The organism is Spiroplasma sp. SV19, assembly GCF_030060925.1.
Classification (GTDB): Bacteria; Bacillota_I; Bacilli_A; order Mycoplasmatales; family Mycoplasmataceae; genus Spiroplasma.
On sequence record NZ_CP045455.1, the window covers coordinates 64003 to 90379 of the forward strand.

A 26377-nucleotide genomic window follows, 5' to 3' on the forward strand; every position below is an offset into this window, starting at 1 on the left:
AAGCAATGGAAGAATCTAAATTTATTTGATTTAGTGAAACAAGGAAGTACTTAGACTTCTTATATTCATATCCTGATATTTTATGGGGAAAAAATGATGATTATAAAAATGAACTAAAAAAGAATATTTAATTGAGCAAAGAATAAATGATCTTATTATTTATTATAATAATAATTTTAAATATGATTGAGAAAATGAAGAGTATTCTAAATATTCAGAGGATTTTATTTATGAATTTAAAAACCAATTTGATATTCATGAAGTCAGAGCTTGATATAAAATGGATAGTGATTATGTATTTTATTGGTGAATGAAAGACGCATTAGCAAATTATGATGAAAATATTCACTATGATATTTCTTGAAATGAATACAAAAGAATGTGTAAAAATGTTTATAAAACTAAATATGGTGAAGAAGATGAAGAAAATAAATATTTTTTCTTTAGAAATTGTTAGGATTATTCTTTATGCGATTTATTAGTCCTTTATCTTGACCTGGCGGAAAAGCTAAACACTTTAATAAAATAAAAGCATTTTTACCGGGTAAATTTGATATGTTTATTGATCTATTTTGTGGCGGTGCTTCAGTTGGTTTAAATGTGTTAGATCAACAGTTATGTACAAAAGTAATTTTCAATGATTTATACAGTGATTTAATTTATTTTTGACAAAAAGGAATCCATTTAATTGAATTAGATTATTTACAAAAATTAGCCTATCCTAATTCAAAAACCATTAGTGAAATGAAAGCAAAAATGTTAGATGTTTCTTGTTCAAATCAAGGTGAAGAGTTTTTGATGAAAAATGCTTTAACTTTCAATAGTAAAGAATGAGGTGTTTGAACAGATAAGAGGCTACAACAAAATTTTAATATTAATAAATTAATAAGAGTTGAAAATGTTAGAGAATTATTGGTTAATCCTAAATATAATATTAAGTTTTTTAATTCAGACTACAAAGAGATTATTAATAGATATGGTAATGATGAAAATATTGTCTGGTATTTAGACCCACCATATTATTACAACAAAGGAAAACCATATAAACATTCGAAAATTGATTTTCAAGAGTTAAAAGACAATATATTAAAAATTAAAGGAAAGTGAATTTTAAGTATTGATAATTCTGAATTTATTAAAGATTTGTTTAAAGAATTTAATATTTCTGAGTTTGAGTGAGGATACAGTTCTACTAACTGTCATAATCGTAAACCAAAGATTGGTCAAGAAATAATAATAACTAATTACTAGGAATGAGGTGTAAAATGAATAATTTTATTTTAGAAGTTGGAAATTGTTTGGATATGATCAAAGATTTAGATAGTAATTCAATTGATATTATATGTACTGATCCGCCATATGAAATTGGTATGATGAATAAAAAATGAGATAAAACTAAAATTGTATTTAACATTGCAACATGAATTGAAATGTTAAGAGTTTTAAAACCGGGTGGAATTTTACTCGTATTTGGCCATCCAACTAAATATCATAGAGTTGCTTGTGCAATTGAAGATGCCGGCTTTATTTTAAGAGATACTATTAGTTGAGTATATGGCTCAGGTTTTCCAAAAGCACAGGATGTTTCCATGATTATTGATAAAAAAATAGCACAAGTGCCTCATCGTGGTAGAGAAACATCATTTGCAAGTAAATTTAAGTATAATGGCAAAATGTTAAAAAAGGGCATTAATATTCAAGAATATGAACCAATTACTGAATTAGCTAAAAAATGAAAGGGATGAAAGACATTAAATTTAAAACCAGCCTATGAACCAATAATTCTTGCTCAAAAACCATTGGATAAAAATTATGCAAATAATTTATTAAAATGAGGAATTGGAGCAATGAATATTGATGATAATAGAATTAGTTATGGAAATGAAACACCAGTCATCGGAGGAAGAACAGGCCAAAGAACAGAAGGATATGGGTATAAGAACCTTGATGCTATAAATCCAAATTTAAAGGGTAGATTTCCAAGTAATTTTATTCATGATGGTTCTGAAGATGTTTTAAAATTATTTCCTAATACAAAGAGTGGCTATATGAATAGTAATATCCATAATATTACTATGAGTGGTTCAAAAATAGGGATTTATGGTAAATATAATATTAATAATAATATTGAAACTATTGGAGATAGTGGTAGTGCTTCCCGTTTTTTCTATTGTGCTAAAGCGTCTTTAATTGACCGCGAAGAAGGGTTAGAGAAATCTGATGGTCTAAATAAACGTAAAAATACTCATATAACAGTAAAACCAATGAAATTGATGACACATTTAATTAGTTTATTTGCTCCTAAGAATGCCATTATTTTAGATCCATTCTTAGGTTCTGGTTCAACAGGAAAAGCTGTTGCATTCATTAATAGGATTAAAGATATGAATTATAGTTTTATTGGTTATGAACTTTCAGAAGAATATTTTACAATTGCATCGAAAAGAATTGAATATGTAATGAATTATCAAATAAATAAGGAATCTGAATTAAAAAATTTAGCACTAAGGAATATAGAGCAAAAATCTTATACACAATTAGCATTGGAGTCAGTATTAAATGAAGACTAAAGAATTTAAAATTACATCATTGGAATGAAAAATCAAAGATAAAAATCATATTGAAACCCCAAAATGAGTTGTCCAAGATATGTACAATCGCATCAATATTAAACAATATCGAAATATTTGGTTACCATTTAATCATTTAGAATCAGAATTTCGTCAAGAAGCTTTAAACAATAATTTATCGAATTTCAAGGCAACGCATATTTTTGATGATTTGCAAAATGATTTCTTTATTACACCACCACCGAATAATTGTGATTTAATTATTTCTAATCCACCATTTAGTATTCAAAATGAAATCTTAAAACGATTATTTAATTTAGATATTCCATTTGCGATGTTATTACCTTTGAGGACCTTAGAAACACCTGTCAGAGCTAATTTATTTGAGAAATTTAAAGATGATTTACAGATTCTAATTTTTAAAAAACGGATTAAATTCAAAGGATGCACAGGATCTTTTAATCAAGGTTGTGTCTGAATTACATATAAATTAAGTTTAAATGGTGGCCAAGTTCAATGAATTTAACAGAAAAGAAAAAGATTAAATTAATCGAAGCCTTTGGTGGAATTGGCACTTTTCGCAAAGCATTAGAAAATGTTGGTTTTGAAGTTGAAACAAGAGACTATATTGAATGATGGAAATATGCAGTTGATGCATACAATGCTTTGCATAATAATGACCAAATTACAAAAGATATTAAAGAATATGATTGAACGGTTGATGTTTTTGCTCATGGGTCACCTTGCACGGATTTTTCTAATGCTGGTAAACAAGATATTAGTAAAGGACGTAGTATCTTATATATGGAAGTATTACGTCTGATTCAAGATTTGCCTTTTAAGATAAGGCCAAAATATATCATTTGAGAGAATGTTAAAAATTTAATATCTAAAAAATTTAAACCATATTTTGATTATTATCTAACTAAACTGGAAGAATTAGGATATAAATCAACTTGAAAAGTTTTAAATTCAAAAGCTTTTGGGATTCCGCAGAGTCGCGAGCGAGTATTTGTTATTTCAATTAAAAACAATCAAGAAAATAATTTTGATTGAGATAATTTGAAAACAATTAATTGTAAACCATTAAAAAGTTTTTTGCATAGTATTAATGAAACCGATATTAAGTTATGATTTACTAAAGATAAATTAGCTAAAGCGATTGAAAAAGGATATTATAAAACAACAGAGTGAGAATTTAATGATAACGGGTTTTGTTATTTACCATTAAGTGGTCGGCAATCTGATAATAAAGTTGGAAAAAATGTTACAGCACCTTTACAAGCACATAATAATCAAACAAAGGTTTTAATCCCCTTAACTAATTTTAAAAGTGCTAATGATATTGCTTTAAACGAAGTTAGAACGTTATGTGCAAGAGATTATAAATCGCCAGCCCAAGTGTTAGTATCAATTTATGAAATTGACAAGACGAAAGAGTATAAAATGTCAGATGGATCACCAAGACCAATTGGCAAAATAAATAAGGAAGGGAAAGTTACGATTCCAATATCTAATGTCCACTCAAATAATAAAATAGGGGTTACAACTGCTTCAACGTTAACTACTTCCCCTAATGTAAAAGTGTTAGTACCATTGGAGTTTGAGGAATATTCTAATTATTGGCAATTCCCGCGGGAATTAGATGGGAAAGCTAAGGCAATCGATAATGCGAATGGGGCATATAATCGGTATTGAAAATATGAAAAAATAATTGGGACTTTACCTGCAAGTAAAATTCAAAATATTTTAGTACCTATCAAGGTTAATAATTTTAATGATCGCGGGAAAACAGAAATTAATATTGAAAATAATTATAATCAAGAATCAAGAGTTTATGATAGTTCAAATTACAAAACTTTTATTGATACATTAACGACGAATTTAAAAAGTTCTAAAATTGCTTTTCTGATTTCTTTAAAAAATTTTAATAATCAAGGTAGAATTAAAATTCCCCATCAAAATTATTCGCAAGTAGATACTGTTGTAAATGAAGATGGCATTACACCAACTTTAACCGAAAATCATGGATGAAGTCAAAAAATTGCAAAAGAACTTGATAATGAATTAACTATTGAATTTTGTGTTAAGAATAATATTGCCATCTTTAATATTGAAAATAAATTATATGCAATTAGACATCTATCGCATATTGAATACTGGCGGTTAATGGGATGACAAGATGAAGATATTAATAAAGTTAAATTACCAAAATCTAAAATGTATTTTTTAGCAGGAAATGCGATTGTAATTCAAGTTTTAGAGGCAATTTTTAAAGAGCTTTTAAATTAACTAAGGAGAATTAAAATGAAAAAGAAATCAAAATTTTATAAATGATGTGAAAAAAACAAAGATAAAACCCACCTTAAAATTTTATTAACAATCATTGCATGATGTTATTTGTTATTAATTCCAATTATTTTATTGATTATTTTTGTACCCATTCTAAGCATTATTTATTATCTAATTCCAAGTTGAGCATTATTCACGATAGGGATAATTTGATTAATAATGGCATCTTCAACAGGAATAATTACTAATGCAATTTTTACTAATTGAACAAATAAATTATATGGTAATTTAAAACCTTGCCTTAATAATAATATAAATAAACAAGAATTAGTTCCATTTGATTATCAATTAGCTGATTCAAAAATTAATTCTGAAGCAAAAAAATTAACTAAAAAATGAGAAACAAGACAGAATAGTAATAAAAAAATAGATAAGTTTTTAGTTCATGATTCGGTGCTTTTATATTGAAATTAATCATTCTTGTAATTACTGCTGTATTAGATTTCCCCTATATCTATATTTTTATTAATTTTCAACCTGCTATATGAATTCAGATTTTTATTTATATTGGGTTAGGAATTCCACTAATGAGCATTAATTTTCTTGCATTATTTATGATATTTGATTTTCTTTTTATACCGCCTAAAAAATATCGTAAAAAGTTTAAAGAAAATAACAAAAGCACAATAAAAAATAAGACTCAATATGATGAAGTGGAGAAAATAACATAAATGAAAGAAATATATAAACAACATAATCAACGAATAGATAAACATAAAATTATTAAAATTTTTGATAAATATTATTTAAGTTTTATTCTTTCAGGTATGTTTTTAACAAATCTATTAATTAGTACTGTTTCAGTTCTTTATGTTACATTTAAATTTAATATATTTATATTATTGGCTTTAGATTTAGTTTTATTAGCTATTTTTGGAATATATGTAATTTTAATAATGAAGTTAGGAAATGTAAATTACTGTTTTAAATGTGGTTTTTGTAAACGATGTCATACTAAAGAATTATGATATTTACATGAATTAACTAAATTTAAATAAAGTAGAAAGGAAATAATGAATATGAACAAATTATTAGAACCAATTGTTTTGCATTATCAAAAAAAGCAAGTTATACAAGCTATTGAAGAATTTTCAGAATTAATTAAAGAGTTATGCAAAAACAGCAAAGGAAAAGCAAATAAAAAGCAAATTAAAGAAGAAATGGCTGATTGTTATATTATGTTAGAACAGTTAAAAATGTTGTTTGAATTTAACAGTCAAGAAATAGAAGCAATAATGTTTAATAAAATTAAAAGAACATTGAATATTATTGATCAAGAATTAACCCAAAAAGTAAAGAAGGAGAGTAATTAAGTTATGGTAAATTTAAATAATAAATTAGAGCATAAACATTATTGATGAATAAAAAATACTCTTTTTCGCCATTATTCAAAAAAACAAATTTTAGATGCATTTTATAAAATAAATGTTGCAATTGAAAAGGAAAAAAAGAATCAAGAAATTCTATCATGAGTTAATGATACAGAATTAGAACGAAAACATTATTGGTGAGTTAGAAATACTTTGTTCAAGCATTATGAATATGAAATTTTACAGAAAATAATTAATTTTAACTAATTATTAATAGTTTTTACTGTCTTATTAGACACATTTTCATCTTTTAAGTAATCTGTTTGTTTTGAATGACTAATTCATGTTGCTAATGTTCCAATTGGAATCGAATATTTTATTGATATTAGTTTGTATGAATGATGACTAAGATAGAAATCTTGTATAATTTGATTTTTTAAGTCTTGATCATATTTATTAAATTTTTGTCCTTTTTGTGCCATTGTGTAAACTCCTTCTAAATAGTATTTTATCTTTTTTTCTGTCCTCATTTAAGGGTACACATCCCTTTTAGTAAGGGGGCAATAATTTGTAATTTTGATTATTAGGGCCACTTTTTTTTTTTTTTTTTTTTTTTTATAAAATATAAGTTAGCCATAAAACTATTATTTATTACAATATCATAGGCAGAATGAATTTTTTAAACAACAATTAGGCAAGCGAATTAGCATTATTTTACTAATTGAAAAGAGGCAAAAAAATGAATGATAAAGTTATTTTAAACTATAATAAGTTGTGTGAAAAGTGTAAAAATATTTTTCAAAAAATAATGTTAACAATTAAGAGAAGAAATCCGGAAATGTTAAAAACCGTTGAATTTTATCAAATTATAATTGATGAAAAAATAACTGTTGCACCTGATGTTTTGCCATTTTCTTTAATTAAACATGATAATGAACTATATGGTTTTTTTCTTCATCGTGATTTAAATTATTTAAATTATGATGCAAAACAGTTGTTACAAGCTGGAATAATTAAATTACCATCAAGTGTTTTAACTGCTGTTCAAAAACAAACAATTAATTTTGAACAACAATTAACGCCAGTAGCGTTGCAACAAAACAATGAAATGATGATTAATGATGATAGTCACGATGTAACACAAGCAATTGCCCAGTTGAATGCTAATCAAAAACAAATTATCCAGGGTTTAACAACAACATCTGTAAGATTGAAACAACGTCATCAGAAAATAACAAGAATTTTGGTTTTGTTAGGTGTTGTTTTAATGTTGCTTTTTATAGTGGTTGGTGTTGGGGGATGACAATTGTACGTGTACTCGCATCGTGTAACTTATCCTGTTTTAGAAGAAAGAAAAGTCAGTATTGCTAATATTAAAACATTAGATGGTCCAGAATTGCTAGTAGTACCAACTCCAGCCAAAGTGACGGAAAGCGATATTCGACGAGTTTATGATGTGGTTGTGCAAACGGTTGTTAAGGAAATTAATGATAAAGCAAAATTAAATGATGATTATTCCTATGATTTGTATGCTGATGAAAATGAAGGACGATATCAGCCGGTTAATTTAGTTAGTGGTAATGTTGCTGAGGTTTGAATTGTCATTACAGCAAAGTTTGCAAGTAAGCTAATTACTGGATATACAGTGCCGATTAAAGTTACTTTGCGAACACATAAAAAGATTGTTAGTTTGTCTGATGGTTCCATTCGTTCGATGGTGCGTTCCTCTGATGGTTCATTGTATGTGGGTACTGATAATTCAAATGTGTGACGAATTGCTGCTGATCGGGTGGTGACGAAGTTTGTTAGTTTGAAGGATGATGAAATTTCTTCGATGGTGTTGTCGTCTGATGGTTTGTTGTATGTAGGTACTTATAATTCGAATGTGTGGCGGGTTGCTGTTGATGAGAAGACGTTAATGAAGTTTGTTAGTTTGGATGATAGTTTTATTCATTCTATTGTTCTCTTGTCTAATGGTATGTTATATGTGGGTACTGCTAATTCGAATGTGTGGCGGGTTGCTGTTGATCGAGTGATGACGAAGTTTGTTCGTTTGTCTGATGGTGGCATTCATTCAATGGTGTTGTCCTCTGATAATTCGTTATATATGGGTACTGGGAATTTGAATGTGTGGTGGCTTGCTTCTGATGGAAAGAAGCTAATGAAGGTTGCTTATTTGGATGAAAGTTTAATTTCTTCGATGGTGTTGTCGTCTGATGGTTTGTTGTATGTGGGTACTGAGAATTCGCGTGTGTGACGAATTGCTGTAATTAATTAAGATAATAATTTTATAAATATGTAGTATAATGGTTATGTAGATGACCAATGACACATCGGTTTCATGTTTTTGTGTACCGATGTGTTTTTTATATTGGTATATGACAAATTAAGATTTAAGGAGGGGTAAATGAGTTTACAAACAGGAATGTCAGCATTATGTTGTTTATCAATTATGTTACTAATTTATGAGATTATTGTTTTTGTTAAATGAGATAAAACTTGTCGACGCATTTGATCAAAATATCTTGGCAAATGACTAAAAAACAAAAATGAACAATTAACTGAAATTTCAAAATTAAATGATGATGATACTTTAAAAGCGAAAAAGGAAATTAGAATGCGATTAATATTTAATCTTGTTGTTTTATCATTAGCAACTGTTGGAACCATTCTTTTTGGGGTCTTAGTTTATGTTTCTTAATGAAAAAAAACAATTTTGAACTAAAATTCGAAAGGAACATTTAACATATGGCTTAATTATCTTTCCATTTTTTCTTACCTTAGTAATTATTTTAATTCCTTGTTTTAAAGTATTTAAAATGGAGGGATTTAAGTTTTTAAAGTATTTTCAATTTTTGTGAATTTTTATGCAATCAAATATATTATTTATTGTTGTCTTAAGTTTAGTATCAACATTACTATTTTGAACAGGAATGATTTTATGAATTCTATGTTTAAAAGAATATCGGAAAGTGCAAGTTAAAGACAGCAATTCTACTGAATATGGAACAGCGAAATGAATCGTAGATGAATTAGAGAAAAAAGGCAATGTTACTGCTTTTAACGAATTATATCCTGCCAATTTGGAAATAAATATACCGGGATGAGTAGTTCGCTTTGTTAAAGAAAAAAATAATTTTATTTTTAATACCAAATCTAATACTCATTCTTTAGTTTTAGGAGCAACAAATAGTGGAAAGTCGCAAAAAGTAGTAATGCCCAGTGCGATTTATAATTCAAAAGTAGAATATGATCAAAAACCGTGTATGGTTTTTACGGATCCAAAAGGTGAGTTATATAGTAATTTATCAAAACCATTAGCGGCAAATGGCTATGAAGTTTTAACGCTTGATTTACGTGATGCTAAATCCTCTTCGTCATGAAATCCATTGGCCATTGCTTATAAATATTATTATGATGCAGTTACGATTGAACAACAAATTAGATTGATTACATTTAATTCAATTGCGAATTTAAAAATAAAGTTAGATAATTACCAATGCTATGAGCATGATGAACAATCTTGTGATAACTGCTTCAATAATGTTAGTAATAAAGTAATTGTCTTTGAGAAGATGTGATTTTATGATGAAGTTAAAGCAAACAAGTTTTGTGAAGCATTGCAATTAGAGTATCGGGATAAAGCAATTGATGAAATTAATGATTTAATCACAACAATTTGACCATTAAAAGGACATGAAAATGATCATTTTTCAGCAATGGCCGGTAGTGTTGCTAAATGTGTAATGCTCGGAATGTTAGAATTATTAGATAATGATTTAGATGCTTTACCATTAGAAATGTTTAATTTACCAACAATTGCTGTTTTATGTAGCGATCGTAAACGCTTAAAAACATGGTTTAGTAAGTTGCCAATAAAATCTTTTGCTCGAATAGTTGGGGCAAACGCCTTAGGAACAGGTGACAAAGAGCAGGGGTCAATCTTTTCAACGTTAGATAAAGGCTTACAAATTTATCAAGATATTGGAATTCAATCGATTGTTTGTAAAAATGACATTGATTTATTTCGCTTTACCGAAAAGCCAAAAGCTTTGTTTCTAATTGTTCCTGATGAAAAAACAAATCGACATATTTTTGCCAGTTTATTAGTAACACAATTATATAAAGCAAATGTTGCGATTGCTAACGAAAACAAAAATAAGCGCTTACCACGCGATATTCAGTTTTATTTAGATGAATTTGGAAATATGCCAACAATTCCGAATTTTCAAGGGTTTGTTACAGTGGCGCGAAGTCGGGGAATGTATTTTTTAATTATTTTACAAGATTTTAAACAACTATATAAAAAGTATGGCCAAGAAGATGGTAGTGTGATTAAATCCAACTGTAGTTTAAACATTTATATTTCAAGTGGCGAAATTACGACAGCAAAAGAATATAGTGAAATGTTAGGAATTCAAACCGTTGAAGTAATAACTTATTCAACTTCTCGTGATCCAAAAACAAAAAAAATAATTAAAAATCCACCCCAAACTCGTTTAGAAGGGATGGAGTTAATTAAAGCGAGTGATTTATTTAAATTGAAAAATCCATATGGTGTTGTTTTCTCAGCAAGAGAAAACCCGGCTAAAGTTTATATGGAATCTAGTTGAAAATTTGCTAAGGAATTTAATTTGGGAAAAGAACAAAAACCAAAAACAATTAATACCGTTAATTTTTTAACAGATTATTATTTTGATTTATTTTCATATATCCCTGGTAAATTTGATTCTAAATATGATGCTTTAATTGAACAAGAAACTAAACGAGAAATTACTGAAGCAAAAAATGAAATCAATATTCCAAATATTAATAATCTTTTAACTAAATCACCGCTTGATCGTACACCAGAAGAACGTGAAATTGTTGAAAAATATCGCAATATTAAAACAAAATTAAATAAAGAACAAACCAAAAACTTAATCGTGGCAAAAAACAAACAAGATTTAAAATAAATCTTGTTTTTATGTGTAAAATAAAATTATATAAACATTTTTATTAAAAGTATTGTGCTCAGTATTAAAAACATATAAAATATATTTTGAGGTGAAAGTAATGGAAAAAACTATATCATCATATGAGGCATTTCTTGTTATAAAAAATATGATTGGTTTAGAAAATCTTGTTAATGAATTAAGCGTACATAAGGGTACAATTAAACGTTGAGAACAACAAAAATCTATACCTAAAAATTATGATCTTGATTTATCTAAGTTAATTGCTAAAATTGAATTTAATTATTCAAATGTTGATTTAGTTAGAATAAAAAGTAGTGATTTAACAAATGAAAGAAAATATGACGAATTTTATACTACTACTAAAACAGCTAAATATTGTTTTAATGTTTTAATTAATAAACTAAAAGAATTAGAGTTAGATATAAATAACTATAATTTTATAGAACCATCTGCTGGAGCTGGCAGTTTTTATAATGTTATGCCAAAAAACAAAAGAATAGGTATTGAGATTAATCCAAATATTAATGAAAAATATATAGTTTCAAATTATTTAGATTTTTTCCCTAAAAAGAATAAAAAATATATAGTTTTAGGTAATCCGCCATTTGGTCTAAGAGGGAATTTAGCATTACGCTTTATTAACCATTCTTATGAATTTGCTGATATTGTGGCATTTATATTACCACCTTTATTTGACTCTGATGGAAAAGGAAGTCCAAAAAAAAGAGTAGAAGGTTATGAACTAATGCATTCGGAGAAACTGCCATTAGAATCGTTTGAGTATCCTAATGGTAAAAAAGTTAAAGTATCAACTTATTTTCAAATTTGAACAAAAATCAATACGCATTTAATAAAAAAAGTTAAATTTAAAACTGCTAATAGTTTTATAAAAATTTATTCTTTATCAGATGGGGGTACCCCTGGAAGTACAAGAAATAAAGAAATGATTGATAAATGTGATATTTATTTGCCAAGTACTTGTTTTAAAGGGATGAAAGTATATAAATCTTTTAGTGAATTACCAAATAAAAGAGGTTATGGTATTAAAATTTTAAAAAATAAAAGAGATATAAAAACAATAATAGTAAATACTAATTGAGAAAATGTTGCATTTTTATCAACAAATTGTGCATTAAATTTACGTATGAGTTTAATAACAAAAATTATAACTGATGCAGGTTTTTACGATATGGAGGTTAAATAATAAAATGAATAATAAAATTTCTATAACTACTTTTTTTGATGAAATATATGATGAAACCATAAAAAATCTTAAAAAACCTCCAAAGTTTAACGCAAGTGACTTATATTATAAAATTAAAGAGCTTTCTATTGATGCTAGAGGAAGTTTTGGTCAAAGATTTTTAGTAAATGCATTTAAGAAAAGTGGATTCAAAGCTAGTAACGATAATGATAAAAACAAGGATTGAGATATTAAATTAGAAAATTATCGAGTTGAGGTTAAAACTGCAACATTAGATGTTAATAATAGATTTCAACATGAAGCAGTTCATAATACTGCAAATTATGATTTATTAATATTTTTAGATATAGCACCTAATAAAATATTTATTAAAGGTATTTTATATAGTGAAATTAATTTTTTAGAAACCCACCAAAGAGGCGCTGGTAGAAAAAACGCAACTGGTGCCGGATTTAAATATGACTATAGTTTAAAAAAACATTTAGAAGAAAAAAATGAGATTGTCTTTTTAGATGATTTAAAAGAAATGATAATTTTATGAAAAGAACGGTTAGATAAATTTAATAACTAATTTTTTAGAACAAGACTTCTTTATTTTTAAAGAAGTTTTTATATTTGCTTTATTTATAAATTAGGGAAATAATCCTCGGCTGTCCGAGGAAGAGGGGGTAAAAAAGGGCGCGCACTTTTGGGCGCTCAAAAAATGCGGTCAACACCGTATTTTTTTGCTGTTAGCGCGCACATTTACGCCCTCTTGATGAGCAAAAGCGCACTCAATTTTTATGGTACACACCGTATAAAATTGATGTGTGCGCATGCTCCTTATACTGCTTCTGAAATTACTACGTAATTTTGGAAGAATATGGGGTATAATATTTCTGTAGATGACCAATGACACATGTCAGACATTTTTAAATGTCTGACATGTGTTTTTTATATTGGTATATGACAAAATAAAAATTATGGAGAAATGCAGATATATGCCAAATTGAGCAATGGGAGAATTTAATATAAAAGGTCTAAAACAAGATTTAGTTCAATTTTTAAAAAATTGATTAAGTAATGATATTAAAATTGAAGAAATTGAAAATGGTATTAAAATATCACCGAATGGGCGATTATTAAATATTGCGGCAGAAGAAAAATTAGGACATATTACAGATCCAACATTTAATTCAGCAAGAGCATTTTTATATAGTAATGAAATTTTTGCTGATTTTTTAGAAGATACAACAAAAATGATTACTATTGAAGTATGTGGCGAAGCTGCTTGGTCTTGAACAGGACAAATGGATAGTACCTTTATACAAAATGCGCAAAATTTAGCTGAGAAATATAATATTGATTTTAAATGTTATTCTAAAGAACCTAATATGGGTTTTACAGAGACATTTGGTTATAGTAAAGAAACAGGTGCTTTTAATTATAGTGAAGATTATGAATTGGAAGATGAAGAGTTAGAACTATAAAAATAAAAGCCCACTCGTCTAGCAAGTGGGAATAGCTCTCATCTTATGAAAAAAATTCATAACACTAAGATAAGTAAATAATATCATACAAATAGTAAAAAACAATAGAAACGAGGAAGAAAATGAAAAAAATACAAACATGGAGAGTTTATGAGGTGCAAAATCCAGGTGATTTAGATCAAACAGGAAAACGAAAACCACGAGCTTTTATTGCATTAGGACAAGGTCATAATCCTTATCAAACTTATGGATTATTAGCAACAACTTCATATAAAAATAATCAAATAGATGGTGAGTTAATAATTAATGATTTGTTAAAAAATAAAAAAACTAATAAGTTATTGCCTAATAATTTAGTCAGAATTTATAATTCTCATTTAAAAAGACCATTTAAAAATCAAAATGGTTATATTAATATTACATCCAATCATAAGAAAATTATTATTGAGCATTTTAAATTACAAAAATATCGAAAAAGAAATGAGTTTAATTTTTATTCATTAGATCAATTAGAAAATATTGACTATAACTATCAAGCTAATAGTTTAGTTAAAGGGATTGATCAAAATATTAATGAAGCATATAAGGCATCAGAAAATTTGTTAGATCAATTTAATCAAAAATATGTTGCAAGTGATAATACAATTACACTTGATCACAAAAGTTTTAATATACTTAACAAAGCATTTGAAGAATTACCATATTATCAAAATGAGTTAGCAAAAACCCATAAAAAGATTCAACATTTAGAACAGCAAGTTAAAGCACAACAATCTGAAATTATTGATTTACAAAACAAATTAGCAATTGAAGTAAGCCAAGATGATGAAATGGAAATTGAATAAATGAATCAAAGTATTATTCCGCCACAGTTGAAAAAACAAAAGTTAAAATTAAAAGATAATTTTTCCCTTTTAGATTTAGCTTTTGCGGTTGGTTATGCAATCATTTCATTTGTTATTGGATATAATTTAACTGTTTTTAGTACTTTAGTACGAATCATCATTGGTGTTACAATTTTTATGTTTTTAATGTTGTCATTAATTAATTCTGAGAAATATAATGGTCGAATTTATATGATTATTATTCGTGGTTTCATTTTTTTAGCGAAAAAGAAAAAGTTTACAATTGATAGTAAAAATAATAATACATCACTTTTAATGCCTTATGGTAAGTTACATGAAACATGTTTGGAAACTTCAATTTTAGAGGGTGGTAAAAAATGATTTGTTGGTGCAATTGAAATTAAGGGTTTTAATATTACAACATTAGATTATTCAGAACAAGAGTTACGACTAAACCAGTTAAGTGAAGTATTTCGTTTAATTAACTGTCAAATTAGTTTAGTTAAGTTAGATAAGCCTTATAATTTAAATAAAAACATAAATGGCATTTATCCAAATATTATAGGTAGATATATTTAATAAAAAAGATAATATTATTTCTTATTATCTTTTTTATTTTTTTCTTCAATATTTAATGCTTTTTCTAAAAGACTATCAAATCTTTCTTTTGGTGTAAGATCATTTCAATTAGGTTTTTCTTTTTCAAAATATCACTCCTTTATAAATATTCTTTATAATATAATTATAAATCTATTCTTTTATTTTTTTATAATAATCTAAAGTAAATTTTGGATTATATCCATTAACTTGATTATAAAGTTCTACCATTCTTTCATCAGTAAATTTATTATCTGGGTTTCTTTCTTGTTCTCAAAGAAATCTCATATTATTCAAAGGTTCTACGATTCTTTTTTTATATTTACTATGAACAAAATGTCCGAACATATTTGAATCATATTCAAATGTTGTATTCAACATAGAAAATTGTAAATTTTGGATTGTTAATTGAATTTTATCATATTGTATTGATCACTTTTTATTTCTATATAAGATATATTTACCATCATAAATCTTATCTTCATTTTTAAGATACAGAAAAAAACCTACAGTTTCATATGTTTGTTCATCTGTTTTCTTACCGTATATTTCTGAAATTCATTCATTAGTTCCTGTTTTAATAATTTCTTCTTGCAAAGAATTATTATGATATCAAAAAAATTCTAACTTTGCATCAATCGGCATAGATTTTATCACAGACAAAGTAATTTCATCATTTACAAATATACTTTTTGGAGGTACTGTAATTTTCTGCTTTATAATTATTGAATTAATAGTTTTCATTTAAATCGTGCCTCCCATCATTTTATACTCATATAATGTTTTTACTAAAAGTTCGTTAACAATTCTAGGATCATAAGTTTCAAAATTATGGTCAGCATAGTATGTTAAATATTTAATTCTACTAATTATGAATTCTGTATTTTCAGCATCAGATATAGATAATAATTTAAAATTTTCGTTTATTCGAAAAATAATTTTTTTAATTTTTATAAAATTTATTACATTTTTAATTTTCTGCTTTTTATATAAAATTTGTATTAAAATCAATCGTTTAAGTAAACCTTTTAATAAAATTCTTGTTGTTTTTAACATAAGAGTTATCATTCAATTCATTTTATTTTTTTCCTTTTTTATATTCTATTTATTAATTCAATAAATATATTTTGATTTTTATGATTATATTTAAAAACAACTTCTTCTACATAATTTTGTAAATATTTTTTGATACATGGATATATGTTTTTAAAGTTCGTTTTAGTAAACTTCAAAAATTCTCAATAGTATTTGTATGAACAGTATTATTAACATATTGTTTATTACTATGATTAACTATGCTATGACTATAACGAGATTTTTTTAAAAATTTATATGATTTATAATCATCAGTATATATAAGATTTTTTTGTTTAATTCTGCTTTTATAAGTTTTTTAATTGTTTTTGTTTTTCTATCTTTAGTGTGAAAAACCTTTACTTTTTTATTGTTTCTATCAATTATTCCTATAAGAACTTGCTTACCTCATGGACCATATTCTTTTGGTTTCTTATTATTTTTTCATTTTTTATTATAATGTTTATTTTGTTCTAATCCACCAACAAATGTTTCATCTATTTCAATTATTGAATTTTGATCAAATTTATAATTTTCTTTCATAAGATTTCTAATTTTTTGCCCCATTTTTCATGCTGTTTTATAATTAACATTTAATTCTCTTTGTATTTCTTTAGAACTAAGACCATTTTTACTAGTTGAGAACTTATGAATTATATATAATCAATTTCATAAACAAATTTTTGATTTATAAAATATTGTCCCTTTAGTAGGATATATAGAATTCCCACAATATTGACAATCATATCGTTTTTGTTTTTCAATAAAATAATATTTAAAATCCTTATGACATTTTAAACATTTTTTTAAATTACCAAATTTTTATTAAAAATATATTGATAGCATGTTTTACTATCTGGAAATAAATTTCAGAACTCATTAATTGATGTATTACTTTTCATTATTCAAATTCCTCCCATCTTCCTAATCATATAAAAAAAAAAAAAAAAAAGCAATAGAAATTGCTTTTTTCAATATATTTTTATCTACCTACAATATTTGGACAAATGCCAAAAATTTTATTTTAAATAATGTTACTATAAATATTGACTATCAAGAAATGTGCTTAAATTCATTTAAAAATTATGAACAAAAATATATTAAAAAAATAAATAACAATAATAAAAATAATATGCTATAATTTATACATAAAATTAATTAGGAGAGTGCTATTATGGGGAAAGATTTAAAAGAAATGAAACAATGATTAAATAATATGGAGTTATTTATTAATATTGAATTAGATAAAGCATTGGATAATAATTGTAAATCAGTATTAAAAACTACTTTTTCTAGCATAGAATCGGAAGAGTTTTCAGATTTGAGTGAAAAAATGTTTCAAAAATCTATAAAATTACCTCATGTTAGAGAAATTATTGAAAGATTGTCACAAGATTAAAATATTAGTTTTCTCCAATTTGTCAGGGAACAACAGCCAGACATATTTTTTAAAAAAGAAAATCGAAAGATTTTCTTTTTCTTTTTCATAGTATAATGTTTATGTAGATGACCAATGACACATGTCAGACATTTTATGATGTCTTGCGTGTGTTTTTTATATTGGTATATGACAATCATAATAAGGAACAATAATGATGTTAGAGGTTTTTAGAGATTATTTAAAATTGTCAAAAAGAGGACGGAATTATGTCGCAATTTGTCCTTTTCATAGTGATTCACATCCTAGTTTATCAGTTTCAGTTGAAAAACAAGTTTGACGTTGTTTTGTTTGTAATATTGGTGGTTCTGTTGAATATTTTGTTGCTAAAATGGAAAATATTCAAATTAATGTTGCAAAAGAGCTACTTTCTACAAAATATAATTTAGAGCAAACTTTTATTGCAAAAGAAGTAAAGGCAATCCCACAAACCGAGAAAGACAAGTTATATCAATTAAATTATTTAACCATGTTATTTTTTAAAAATACTTTAAATACTTTACCAGGGAAAGAAGCGAAAGATTATTTGCATCACAGAGGCTATGTTGATCATACAATTAATGAATTTGATTTAGGATATGCAAATAATGATGATTTACTTAATTTTTAATTCGAAAAGGGTATAGTAAAACAGAGTTAATTACAGCGAATTTAGCTAGATATAATTACCACAATGAGTTAATTAGTGTTTTTAAAAATCGGATTATGATTCCAATTAAAAATGCAAATCACCAAGTAGTTGGTTTTTCTGGTCGTGATATGACAAATGAAAGTTCAATCAAATATCTAAACACTGCTGAAACACCAGTATTTACTAAAAGTAATATTTTGTTTAATTTAAATAAAATAACAAAAGAACACAAAGAAATTACCTTAGTGGAAGGATATATGGATGTAATATCATTATTTCAAAAACAAATTCCAGCGATCGCTTTAATGGGAACAAATTTATCGAAAACCCAAATTGAAATTTTAACTAGACGGTTTAATAAAATTAATGTTTTTCTTGATAATGATGACCCGGGTAAAGTAGCTAGTCAGAAAATTACCGTTTTATTATCTAATAGAAATGTAATTGTCAGAAATATTAACAATAATACTCAATACAAAGATCCTGATGAAATTTGTCAGAGTCAAAACCCCGCTTTGTTAAAAGATTTATACTATGAGGAAACGGAATATGAACTTGGATAAACACAGTGATTATGAACATGCCGATCAAGCGGTTCCGGTTATTTGAAAAATAATTCGTTTTTCTAAAAACACAAAAATTTATCAATCAAAGCGAAAATATTATACGAGTGGTGATTATTGACGTTATATTACGCGCAAAGAAGCGTTATGTAAATGTTGTGTGGATGATAATAAACTGAAAAATCTGAAAAATGCTAATAGTTTAAAAGAATATTCCCAACAAATAAAGGAACTATCTACCAAATCAAAAGCAACGGGAATATATGCGAATGGACAAGAATTATCAGAAAATAAAGCAACAGAAATGAGTAATAAAATCAAAAATTTAGCAGAAGACCAATTATTATGAGACTGTGTCTTGTCTTTTTCAAAAGACTTTGAAAGTGAATATCATTTGCATAATAAAGAAAAAGTAGCAGAAGTGATCAATGGAAATATTAAACAATATTTTCGCAAAGCGGGATTAAATCCGGACAATTTAGATTACTGGTTTGTGGTCCATGACAATACGGATAATATTCATGCGCATATTGGTTTTATGGAAAAAGCACCTCAAACTTTAACAAATAATAAAAAAACTAAATTTCGCGAAATGGGGAAAATTGCTGAAGCAGCTAATAACTTTATGCGGTTTACAACACAACAATATGTTGAGAACAGAAGAGAATTCTTTAATAACCTTCGCCTAAAACGGAGGGATATTAATGCTCAGTTTCGTAAACAAGTTCATCATGATATAAAAAATAGATCACATGAACTGGATAACTTAATTAAAACTTATTTAACAGATTTACCGATGCATAAAAACGGGAAGCATTTTAAATATGGAGAATTATATCAAGCGGCACCGGAAAAACAATTGCAACTTCAGAATATTGTTGACTATATGGTTCAAGATGCTGACAATCTTAAATTCCAGTTTGATGATTATTTAATTAACTTGCAAACTCATCGTGATCAACTTATTAAGGATAGTGAAAAAAATAAGTTAGGGATTGATAAGGCAAATAAATGATATTGAAGAGAAATTTATGGTGATGGGTTATATCGAAGATTAGCTAATACTTTTTTAAATACTTTGCATTATAAACCCAAGAAAACCCAAAAACCTAAATATCCTCCATATTTATATGAGGGAATAAATAAACCTTTTGATTGAAAATATAATTCATTATCAAAACTAACTTATGAATTATCACAGCAATTTGGTTTAGCAATGCAAAACGCAATGAATAATTTTAAACAGTTGCAAAATGAAATTCATAATGCCAATAATTATAAATTTAAAAATGATGAAGTTAAAGCAAAGGGGGAATAAACTTTGAAAATTTTATTATCAATATTATTAGGTAATACATTGATAACAACACCAATAATGTCATTTTCAGGCCAAACATTATCTAATATCTTTTATGCAAATAATAACTCACCATTTTATCCAAATATTATTTTACATCCTAATATTAATTTGAGTGTTTATAAAGGAACAAATTCCTGATGAACAGAATTGAATGATATTAATGGTCATACTAATACTAATATTCAAATTCCAAAATATGCTAAAGACCAAGCAACCTTTCTAAAATATTACAAGTCAATTACTTTTGAATTTAAGGCAGTATCAGGTTCATCTGGTTTTGGTAGAAATCAAAGTTATACTGGTCCGATTACAATTGCTTTATCAAATAATGATTCAAGTTATTCGTTTTTTAATTGATCACAAAAGGGCAGACAAAACCAAGCATCGAACCAAGCAAAGGTAAGTCTTAATTGAACTTGACCAGTTCCTGACCGCTTAACTACTTTAAACATTAATTTTTATGTTTTATGTTGGTTATACCAAGGGGGTAATTCAGCATGAACTGATTCAACAAGTCGCTTATCTGTATCAAAAATAACGATTAATTCAAATCAAAATTTATTGACAATTAAAAATAATTTGCAAACAAATTTATCGCGACCAATCAATTTTATTTCAGACTATTCGGGAGCAATTGATGATAAAAGAAATATCACAGATCCAACGGGAAAAGGAAATGATTTAACAGCAAAGATAAATACAATTATTACCAATGTTTTAGGAGATGAATATTATCTTTGAAAACAATATATTCAACCGTATTCCTTCAATAATTCAACCAGACAAGCAACGGTAGTTATCAAATTTGTTAATCCAACTTCACAACAGCAAGAAGTGTGAACATTTTCAACACAAATTAAAATCACATTGTCTGCAAGTTATTGAAGAAAATCATTAAATGAAAGATTGCATATTATGCCTGGGCAAATTGTCAATCCAATTGATTCAACCAAAGGGATGATTCCTGATAGCGGTATTCAGTTAGAACCTAGTAAAGTAACTGACAATTATGGTGGAACATTAAGATATCATACGACAGTGTCGTTGGAATTTGATGGTGCTTTAAATAATAGTGAATGATTAGAAATAAATGGGGTAAAAGTTGATGTTTTAGACAATAAATTTATTACAACATTATTAGATAAGAGAGTTGCTGGTCAAACGATTAATACATATGATATTATTGTTCATCATGATGATGACCAATCCAAAACCCAGTATCAAATAAAAATTGTGATTGAAACTTTAATTCCTGATTTAAAATTGAAATGATATGCATGAGATCCTACTAAAAATCCCGGACAAAATATTTTAATTACACCAAATTTAGCAGATGGAAAACCCAATCCAAAATATGATAAAGAAATTAATTCTGAAACAGGAACTAAAACTCAAATAATTTGAGTTAAAAATAAATCATCAGTGCCGTTTGCCTTAGATCCGTTAAATCAATTTGGCGAAGTGATTAATCCCAATATAAATCCGCAGGATTATGATTTAGGATTCATTGCCGAAGGAGCGGTTGCTGGAAAGGGTGTTAACCAAACTTTTAGTAACCCAAATATTACAGCAGTTTATCGCAAGGGAGTTGATCCTAATTTACTACCTTTTTCTAATCCAACGCCAAGACAAAAAGATAAGGAGATAACGTCTGATGGGGTAAACCAGTATTGAAGTGATAGTGGGATTTGACATTATGTTGAAAAGTTATATGATCAATCAACAGCGCAAAAATTTATGATTATTGGGGCGGATTATTCGGAAAAATATCCGCGGTTTTTAGATGTGTTAAATAATTCTAATATTGCTGTTGATTTTTGAACAACAATTCATGGGGTACATTTGAAAAACTATTTAGCTAAATGAAAAAATTTAAATTCGACTGATATTGGTCAATTAAGTTATGAGCAAGTAATGAGTTATTGAAAAGAATATACCTCGGATGTTATTGCCCAACGGATTCCCCCTGATCCCAATCCGGCAAATTATGTTGATATCACCGGGAATCTACCCATCATTAAAATGAACGAGACAGAAATAAACGTTATTGCAAATAATATAATCGAAGCGGTAAATAAATATATGATGTTGAAAGCACCGAAAGTAAAGTTAAATTCTGATTACAATGTTTATTCCCTTGATGGCAAAGATATTACTGTTGATAAAAGGGGATTAAAGGTTTTATTACAAAACAAAACAACACCACAATATTTAGAATTAAGGGTAAAGGCAAGCCCCACTTCAACATTGTTAATTGGAACAGCTAGTGTTCAAGTTAGAAATTCAGTTTCTTATGATCCTGTGACAGTAAGGGATTTAAGTAAAATTAAATTCAATCAATATAAATATAATTTTAATAGTTTTACTGCTGAAGAATTACGAAACTGAATTTACCAAGATGTTGATAATTATATGAAAATATATGGTTACAATGATATTATTTTAAATCAAGATTATGGTGTTTCGGGCAATAAAATTCCAAGGGCAGATCCTGTTACCCATCATAATACTCCTGGTGATTTGAATGATGTTTTACTAAATAACTTTTTAAATAATATTAGTGGGATTAAAACATTAACTTTAATTATTTATGCTGATAATGCTAGTGATAAAACAACAGGGTATTCATATCATCAATTAATTAATGACCCAGAAAGTAAACCAGTTCCACCAACACCACCATTACCACCTAATCCGGATGCTAATCCAGAAAGCCCACATAGTAAAAAATATTTATCATGATTGTTACCTGTAATTTTATGTCCATTAATAGTGGTTAGCATTGGGATGATATGGTTGATAATTCGAAAAAGAAAAAGAATTAAGTAAATTTACTTAATTCTTTTTGTGACGCTGCAGTTTTAATTGGGCATCAACAGTTAAAAGTAATTGGCGTCAATTTTTATATGGGTCAAAATATTGTGTATCTTCTTTGCTTTTAAAAAGAAATCATTTATTATTAACATATTCATAATTATAAATTTCAAGGATTTCTTTGTATGTGAATATTTTTAAGTTATATTTTTTTAATATCTCCATAAATTCTGTCATAGTTTTATTGCCCACATTGCGCACACTTTCAGTAAAAATATAAATTGATTGAATAATATGTCTAACTTCAGCATATTGCGAATATAAAAAAGATATTCTGGCAAACTTTTTGTGAAAAATGTTAAATACTCGTGCTGGAAGCTTTAAAACAGTAGCTTCTGAATTAAATAAATCATATAATTCATCATTAAAGTATAGGTGCTTCATTTCAAGTCTAAATCTTTCTATTAAAAAGGCGATATTTTTATGTTATAATTATAGTATAGATTTAAAATTCACTGTATCAACAATTATTAATTTAACAAAAATAAATTGAGGGGCAGTATTAAAATGGGCAACAATAAAGAAGGTATTAATTTACTTAATTTTAATATGGTTAAGTATGTAACAGATGAAAAGAAAAAGCATAATCAACTGTTATTACAAAGTATTAAACAACAATTAGAAGAATTGGATTACCAGATTAGTAATGAGAAGTGGCGTTTAAAAAATGGTTATATTCGTAATACATTAGTACCGCGCACGATTTTAACACAAGAAGGACCTGTTACATTTCGCCGGACAAAGTATAAATATATTGGTGCAGATGGCCGTTGACATTACAAATATTTGTTAGACGATTACATTCAATTAGACAAATGACAACGATTATCATTAGATTTTATTATTGCCATTTTAGACCATATTACCTCTAAACAAACATATAAAAATATTTTAGCAGTTTTCCCAAATATGGATATTTCAGAACGAACAATTTCCAATATTATTAAAAAATATAATATTAAAGAATTAATTAATGAATCATTTAAGTTACAATACGAAGTACCAGATAGTAGTAAATATGAATATATTTATATTTTAACCGATGATACCTGAGAAGATTTATTAGTTAAAAATAAATCTAATGAGTGTCGTTATCGTTTAGTAACCTTTCATACTGGTAAAGATCATAATGGTCGATTATTGAATAAACGACAATTTTATTGATCAGTTCCAAAGGGAGCTAAAATAAATACGAAGAAATTTGTGCATGAAATTACTAACCAATTGTTGAAATTTTATGGGATATCGTATAAAGAAAAAGAATTATTTTTATGTGGTGATGGTGCAGGTTGAATTAAAATTACTGCGCAAGAATTAAAATCCAATTATGTTTTAGATTATTTTCATTTATCACAGTATATTCACAAAGCATTTAATAAAAAACGTCATTTAAACCCGGCATATAGAAGTTTATTTGATAAAATAATAACCGAAATTAAAACAGAAATTATCAAGGGTAATGTAAATAAAATAATTACTTTTTTAAATGATTTTAAAAATATTACAAAATATACAGAAGAATTTAAAATTGATTTAGAGCATTATAATAAGTTAATTCGTTATTTAAAGAATCATCAAAAAGGGATTGAGAGCTATCAACACCAGGGTTATATTGGTTCTTGTTCAGAAGCAATGATTTCGCATTCTATTAAAGCATATATGGGTTATGGAGCAAAAATTTATAAATATGAATCTTTTAATGTTATTTTAGATTTGGCAATGGCCCAAACCAATGGGTTGGATCCATTAAAAGTATTAAAAGATAATATTATTGCTTATCATGAGCAAGAAATTAAATATTATCGGCAAAATATTTGAAAATGATATCAGCATTGGAAAAAAGATTATCATAAATCTTATGAACGAAATATTGAACTTCCAGTTTTACGATATAAGAAAACTCAAATCCAAGATATAATTAGGAATTTACTTAATAAACAAAAATAATAAAGAAATATTTTAAAAATATTTCTCTTTTGGTGTTGCATAAAGTTATAAAATCGGTAAAATAAAAATAACTAAATAAGAAAAAGACGTTTAGTCTTTTGTTTGAGGAGATAATTGTTGTTATCCCAAATAAAATTTATCGTTAAAAGTTCCAATTATTTCTTACCATCTTTTACAACAAAAATAAGAATTATCTTGACTAACCTATAAAAAAAACATATAATAATCTTTGGAAAATGTTAAAGTAGCTAATGCTCACCTATCCCCTTTAGTGTGGTTAATAGGTTTTACAAGATTAAATTAGGTTTGTAACGGTTAATGATTAATCAGTTAAAAAATAATTCTTGTTAATTAAAGCGCTACTTTTGAGCGTTTTTTTAATTAATTAAAATGGAGGAATTGGATGAATCAACCTACTAAAAACAATAAGAATATTGAACAAGTGAATTATGATATTAGAGCACGAGAAGTTTTGATTATTATGGATGATGGTAGCAGAATTGGGCCATTGGGACGTAATGAAGCAATCCGTTTTGCTGAAGAAAAAGGCTTTGATTTATTACTAGTATCAGCAGTTTCAAATCCACCAGTAGCAAAACTAGTTGATTATGGCAAATATAAGTATGAACAAAAAAAGAAAGAAAAAGAAAATAAGAAAAATCAACATGTAACTGAAAATAAAGAAATGCGGTTACGAACTGGTATTGGTGATCATGATTTAGAATTTAAAGCAAAAAAAGTACGGGAATTTTTAATGGAAGGTAATCGTGTTAAAATTTCATTAAAGTTTCGTGGCCGTGAAGTTGCTCGACCTGAATTTGGGAAAGAAACATTAGAAAAATTCTTTAGTTATATTGAAGATTTAGCAAAAGTGGAGAAAGAACCCCAATTAAATGGTTTGTTTTTAGATATGTATGTTGTGCCAAAAAAATAATTAATTAAATTAACTATTTAAAATAAGAAAAGGAGGAAAATTTATGCCAAAAATGAAGACAAAAAAATCTTTAGCAAAACGAGTAAAAGTGACTGGAACAGGAAAATGAAAAATTGCCCACGCTTATACTTCACATTTAGCACAAAATAAGTCAACAAAACAAAAGCGTCACTTACGTAAGGCTGGCGTAATGGATCATACTGATCAAAGTCGATTAAAACAATTAATACAAGATTAATTTAAGTAAGAAA

31 protein-coding genes are annotated in these 26377 nt (G+C 26.7%); 25 read left to right on the forward strand and 6 right to left on the reverse strand.

The genetic code is table 4. The features are described 5' to 3' along the window. Window positions 1-280 precede the first annotated feature (280 nt). From E7Y35_RS00305 to E7Y35_RS00345, 9 genes are all read left to right on the forward strand, one after another. On the forward strand, window positions 281-457 hold the full coding sequence (locus E7Y35_RS00305) for a hypothetical protein (RefSeq protein WP_283272348.1): 177 nt from the start codon (window positions 281-283) through the stop codon (window positions 455-457). 11 nt (window positions 458-468) lie between these two features. Beyond that, on the forward strand, window positions 469-1251 hold the full coding sequence (locus E7Y35_RS00310; RefSeq protein WP_283272349.1) for a DNA adenine methylase: 783 nt from the start codon (window positions 469-471) through the stop codon (window positions 1249-1251). 14 nt (window positions 1252-1265) lie between these two features. Further along, window positions 1266-2570 (forward strand): DNA-methyltransferase, encoded by a 1305-nt coding sequence (locus E7Y35_RS00315; protein ID WP_283272350.1) that lies wholly within the window; start codon window positions 1266-1268, stop codon window positions 2568-2570. Beyond that, a complete protein-coding gene (locus E7Y35_RS00320; RefSeq protein ID WP_283272351.1) occupies window positions 2560-3096 on the forward strand; it encodes a hypothetical protein in 537 nt (178 codons plus the stop codon). Before E7Y35_RS00315 ends, E7Y35_RS00320 begins: the two co-directional genes overlap by 11 nt. Then, a complete protein-coding gene (locus tag E7Y35_RS00325) occupies window positions 3087-4862 on the forward strand; it encodes a DNA cytosine methyltransferase (RefSeq protein ID WP_283272352.1) in 1776 nt (591 codons plus the stop codon). Before E7Y35_RS00320 ends, E7Y35_RS00325 begins: the two co-directional genes overlap by 10 nt. 15 nt (window positions 4863-4877) lie before the next feature. Next, a complete protein-coding gene (locus E7Y35_RS00330) occupies window positions 4878-5336 on the forward strand; it encodes a hypothetical protein (RefSeq protein WP_283272353.1) in 459 nt (152 codons plus the stop codon). Window positions 5337-5593: 257 nt separating this feature from the next. After that, window positions 5594-5920 carry a hypothetical protein gene (locus tag E7Y35_RS00335; protein WP_283272354.1) on the forward strand — a complete coding sequence of 109 codons (327 nt, stop codon included), beginning with the start codon at window positions 5594-5596 and terminating at the stop codon, window positions 5918-5920. A gap of 21 nt (window positions 5921-5941) precedes the next feature. After that, complete coding sequence (locus E7Y35_RS00340) at window positions 5942-6235, forward strand: nucleoside triphosphate pyrophosphohydrolase family protein (RefSeq protein WP_283272355.1); 294 nt, start codon at window positions 5942-5944, stop codon at window positions 6233-6235. 3 nt (window positions 6236-6238) lie between these two features. Next, on the forward strand, window positions 6239-6499 hold the full coding sequence (locus E7Y35_RS00345) for a hypothetical protein (protein ID WP_283272356.1): 261 nt from the start codon (window positions 6239-6241) through the stop codon (window positions 6497-6499). On the opposite strand, the gene E7Y35_RS00350 is transcribed toward E7Y35_RS00345, so the two are convergent. Then, the gene (locus tag E7Y35_RS00350; protein ID WP_283272357.1) at window positions 6496-6714 is read right to left on the reverse strand and encodes a hypothetical protein; all 219 of its coding nucleotides are present in this window, start codon (window positions 6712-6714) and stop codon (window positions 6496-6498) included. The two genes, E7Y35_RS00345 and E7Y35_RS00350, sit on opposite strands and share 4 nt — an antisense overlap. A gap of 257 nt (window positions 6715-6971) precedes the next feature. Between E7Y35_RS00350 and E7Y35_RS00355 the strand changes: the two genes are divergently transcribed. From E7Y35_RS00355 to E7Y35_RS00390, 8 genes are all read left to right on the forward strand, one after another. Next, window positions 6972-8510: a two-component regulator propeller domain-containing protein gene (locus E7Y35_RS00355; RefSeq protein WP_283272358.1), complete on the forward strand. Its 1539-nt coding sequence runs from the start codon at window positions 6972-6974 to the stop codon at window positions 8508-8510. 129 nt (window positions 8511-8639) lie between these two features. Further along, the gene (locus E7Y35_RS00360) at window positions 8640-8933 is read left to right on the forward strand and encodes a hypothetical protein (protein ID WP_283272359.1); all 294 of its coding nucleotides are present in this window, start codon (window positions 8640-8642) and stop codon (window positions 8931-8933) included. A 166-nt stretch (window positions 8934-9099) separates the two neighbouring features. Beyond that, window positions 9100-11187 (forward strand): type IV secretory system conjugative DNA transfer family protein, encoded by a 2088-nt coding sequence (locus E7Y35_RS00365; RefSeq protein ID WP_283272360.1) that lies wholly within the window; start codon window positions 9100-9102, stop codon window positions 11185-11187. Between the two features lie 100 nt (window positions 11188-11287). Beyond that, window positions 11288-12394 carry a hypothetical protein gene (locus tag E7Y35_RS00370; protein ID WP_283272361.1) on the forward strand — a complete coding sequence of 369 codons (1107 nt, stop codon included), beginning with the start codon at window positions 11288-11290 and terminating at the stop codon, window positions 12392-12394. A gap of 4 nt (window positions 12395-12398) precedes the next feature. Then, window positions 12399-12965: a hypothetical protein gene (locus tag E7Y35_RS00375; protein WP_283272362.1), complete on the forward strand. Its 567-nt coding sequence runs from the start codon at window positions 12399-12401 to the stop codon at window positions 12963-12965. Between the two features lie 409 nt (window positions 12966-13374). Next, entirely contained in the window at window positions 13375-13863 is a 489-nt protein-coding gene (locus E7Y35_RS00380; protein WP_283271753.1) for a hypothetical protein, read from the forward strand. Between the two features lie 122 nt (window positions 13864-13985). Further along, complete coding sequence (locus E7Y35_RS00385; RefSeq protein WP_283272363.1) at window positions 13986-14708, forward strand: hypothetical protein; 723 nt, start codon at window positions 13986-13988, stop codon at window positions 14706-14708. Continuing rightward, window positions 14709-15287: a hypothetical protein gene (locus tag E7Y35_RS00390; RefSeq protein WP_283272364.1), complete on the forward strand. Its 579-nt coding sequence runs from the start codon at window positions 14709-14711 to the stop codon at window positions 15285-15287. A 171-nt stretch (window positions 15288-15458) separates the two neighbouring features. Here the strand turns inward: E7Y35_RS00390 and E7Y35_RS00395 are convergent, their stop codons facing one another. The 4 genes from E7Y35_RS00395 to E7Y35_RS00405 all read right to left on the reverse strand — a co-directional run bounded on the left by E7Y35_RS00395 (window position 15459) and on the right by E7Y35_RS00405 (window position 16946). Beyond that, a complete protein-coding gene (locus E7Y35_RS00395; protein ID WP_283272365.1) occupies window positions 15459-16049 on the reverse strand; it encodes a hypothetical protein in 591 nt (196 codons plus the stop codon). Next, on the reverse strand, window positions 16050-16382 hold the full coding sequence (locus tag E7Y35_RS00400; protein WP_283272366.1) for a hypothetical protein: 333 nt from the start codon (window positions 16380-16382) through the stop codon (window positions 16050-16052). Between the two features lie 85 nt (window positions 16383-16467). Then, window positions 16468-16680 carry a transposase gene (locus tag E7Y35_RS07100; protein ID WP_502957528.1) on the reverse strand — a complete coding sequence of 71 codons (213 nt, stop codon included), beginning with the start codon at window positions 16678-16680 and terminating at the stop codon, window positions 16468-16470. Continuing rightward, complete coding sequence (locus E7Y35_RS00405; protein ID WP_283272367.1) at window positions 16626-16946, reverse strand: transposase; 321 nt, start codon at window positions 16944-16946, stop codon at window positions 16626-16628. The genes E7Y35_RS07100 and E7Y35_RS00405 overlap by 55 nt, the downstream gene beginning before the upstream one ends. Window positions 16947-17553: 607 nt before the next feature. On the opposite strand from E7Y35_RS00405, the gene E7Y35_RS00410 reads away from it, so the two are divergent. From E7Y35_RS00410 to E7Y35_RS00430, 5 genes are all read left to right on the forward strand, one after another. Further along, entirely contained in the window at window positions 17554-17778 is a 225-nt protein-coding gene (locus E7Y35_RS00410) for a hypothetical protein (protein ID WP_283272368.1), read from the forward strand. A gap of 193 nt (window positions 17779-17971) precedes the next feature. Next, window positions 17972-18427 (forward strand): CHC2 zinc finger domain-containing protein, encoded by a 456-nt coding sequence (locus tag E7Y35_RS00415; protein WP_283272370.1) that lies wholly within the window; start codon window positions 17972-17974, stop codon window positions 18425-18427. A 41-nt stretch (window positions 18428-18468) separates the two neighbouring features. Beyond that, window positions 18469-19011 carry a toprim domain-containing protein gene (locus E7Y35_RS00420; protein ID WP_283272979.1) on the forward strand — a complete coding sequence of 181 codons (543 nt, stop codon included), beginning with the start codon at window positions 18469-18471 and terminating at the stop codon, window positions 19009-19011. After that, complete coding sequence (locus E7Y35_RS00425) at window positions 18998-20329, forward strand: hypothetical protein (RefSeq protein ID WP_283272371.1); 1332 nt, start codon at window positions 18998-19000, stop codon at window positions 20327-20329. The genes E7Y35_RS00420 and E7Y35_RS00425 overlap by 14 nt, the downstream gene beginning before the upstream one ends. A 3-nt stretch (window positions 20330-20332) precedes the next feature. Beyond that, window positions 20333-23200 carry an Mbov_0399 family ICE element protein gene (locus tag E7Y35_RS00430; RefSeq protein WP_283272372.1) on the forward strand — a complete coding sequence of 956 codons (2868 nt, stop codon included), beginning with the start codon at window positions 20333-20335 and terminating at the stop codon, window positions 23198-23200. A gap of 6 nt (window positions 23201-23206) precedes the next feature. Here the strand turns inward: E7Y35_RS00430 and E7Y35_RS00435 are convergent, their stop codons facing one another. After that, the gene (locus E7Y35_RS00435; protein ID WP_283272373.1) at window positions 23207-23629 is read right to left on the reverse strand and encodes a hypothetical protein; all 423 of its coding nucleotides are present in this window, start codon (window positions 23627-23629) and stop codon (window positions 23207-23209) included. 123 nt (window positions 23630-23752) lie between these two features. Between E7Y35_RS00435 and E7Y35_RS00440 the strand changes: the two genes are divergently transcribed. From E7Y35_RS00440 to rpmI, 3 genes are all read left to right on the forward strand, one after another. Beyond that, window positions 23753-25192, forward strand: a complete 1440-nt coding sequence (locus tag E7Y35_RS00440; RefSeq protein WP_283272374.1) for an Mbov_0401 family ICE element transposase-like protein — start codon at window positions 23753-23755, stop codon at window positions 25190-25192. Window positions 25193-25595: 403 nt separating this feature from the next. After that, window positions 25596-26126, forward strand: coding sequence for a translation initiation factor IF-3 (gene infC, locus E7Y35_RS00445; protein WP_283272375.1), 531 nt, complete (start codon window positions 25596-25598; stop codon window positions 26124-26126). Window positions 26127-26169: 43 nt separating this feature from the next. Beyond that, complete coding sequence (gene rpmI / locus E7Y35_RS00450) at window positions 26170-26364, forward strand: 50S ribosomal protein L35 (protein ID WP_283272376.1); 195 nt, start codon at window positions 26170-26172, stop codon at window positions 26362-26364. Window positions 26365-26377 lie beyond the last annotated feature (13 nt).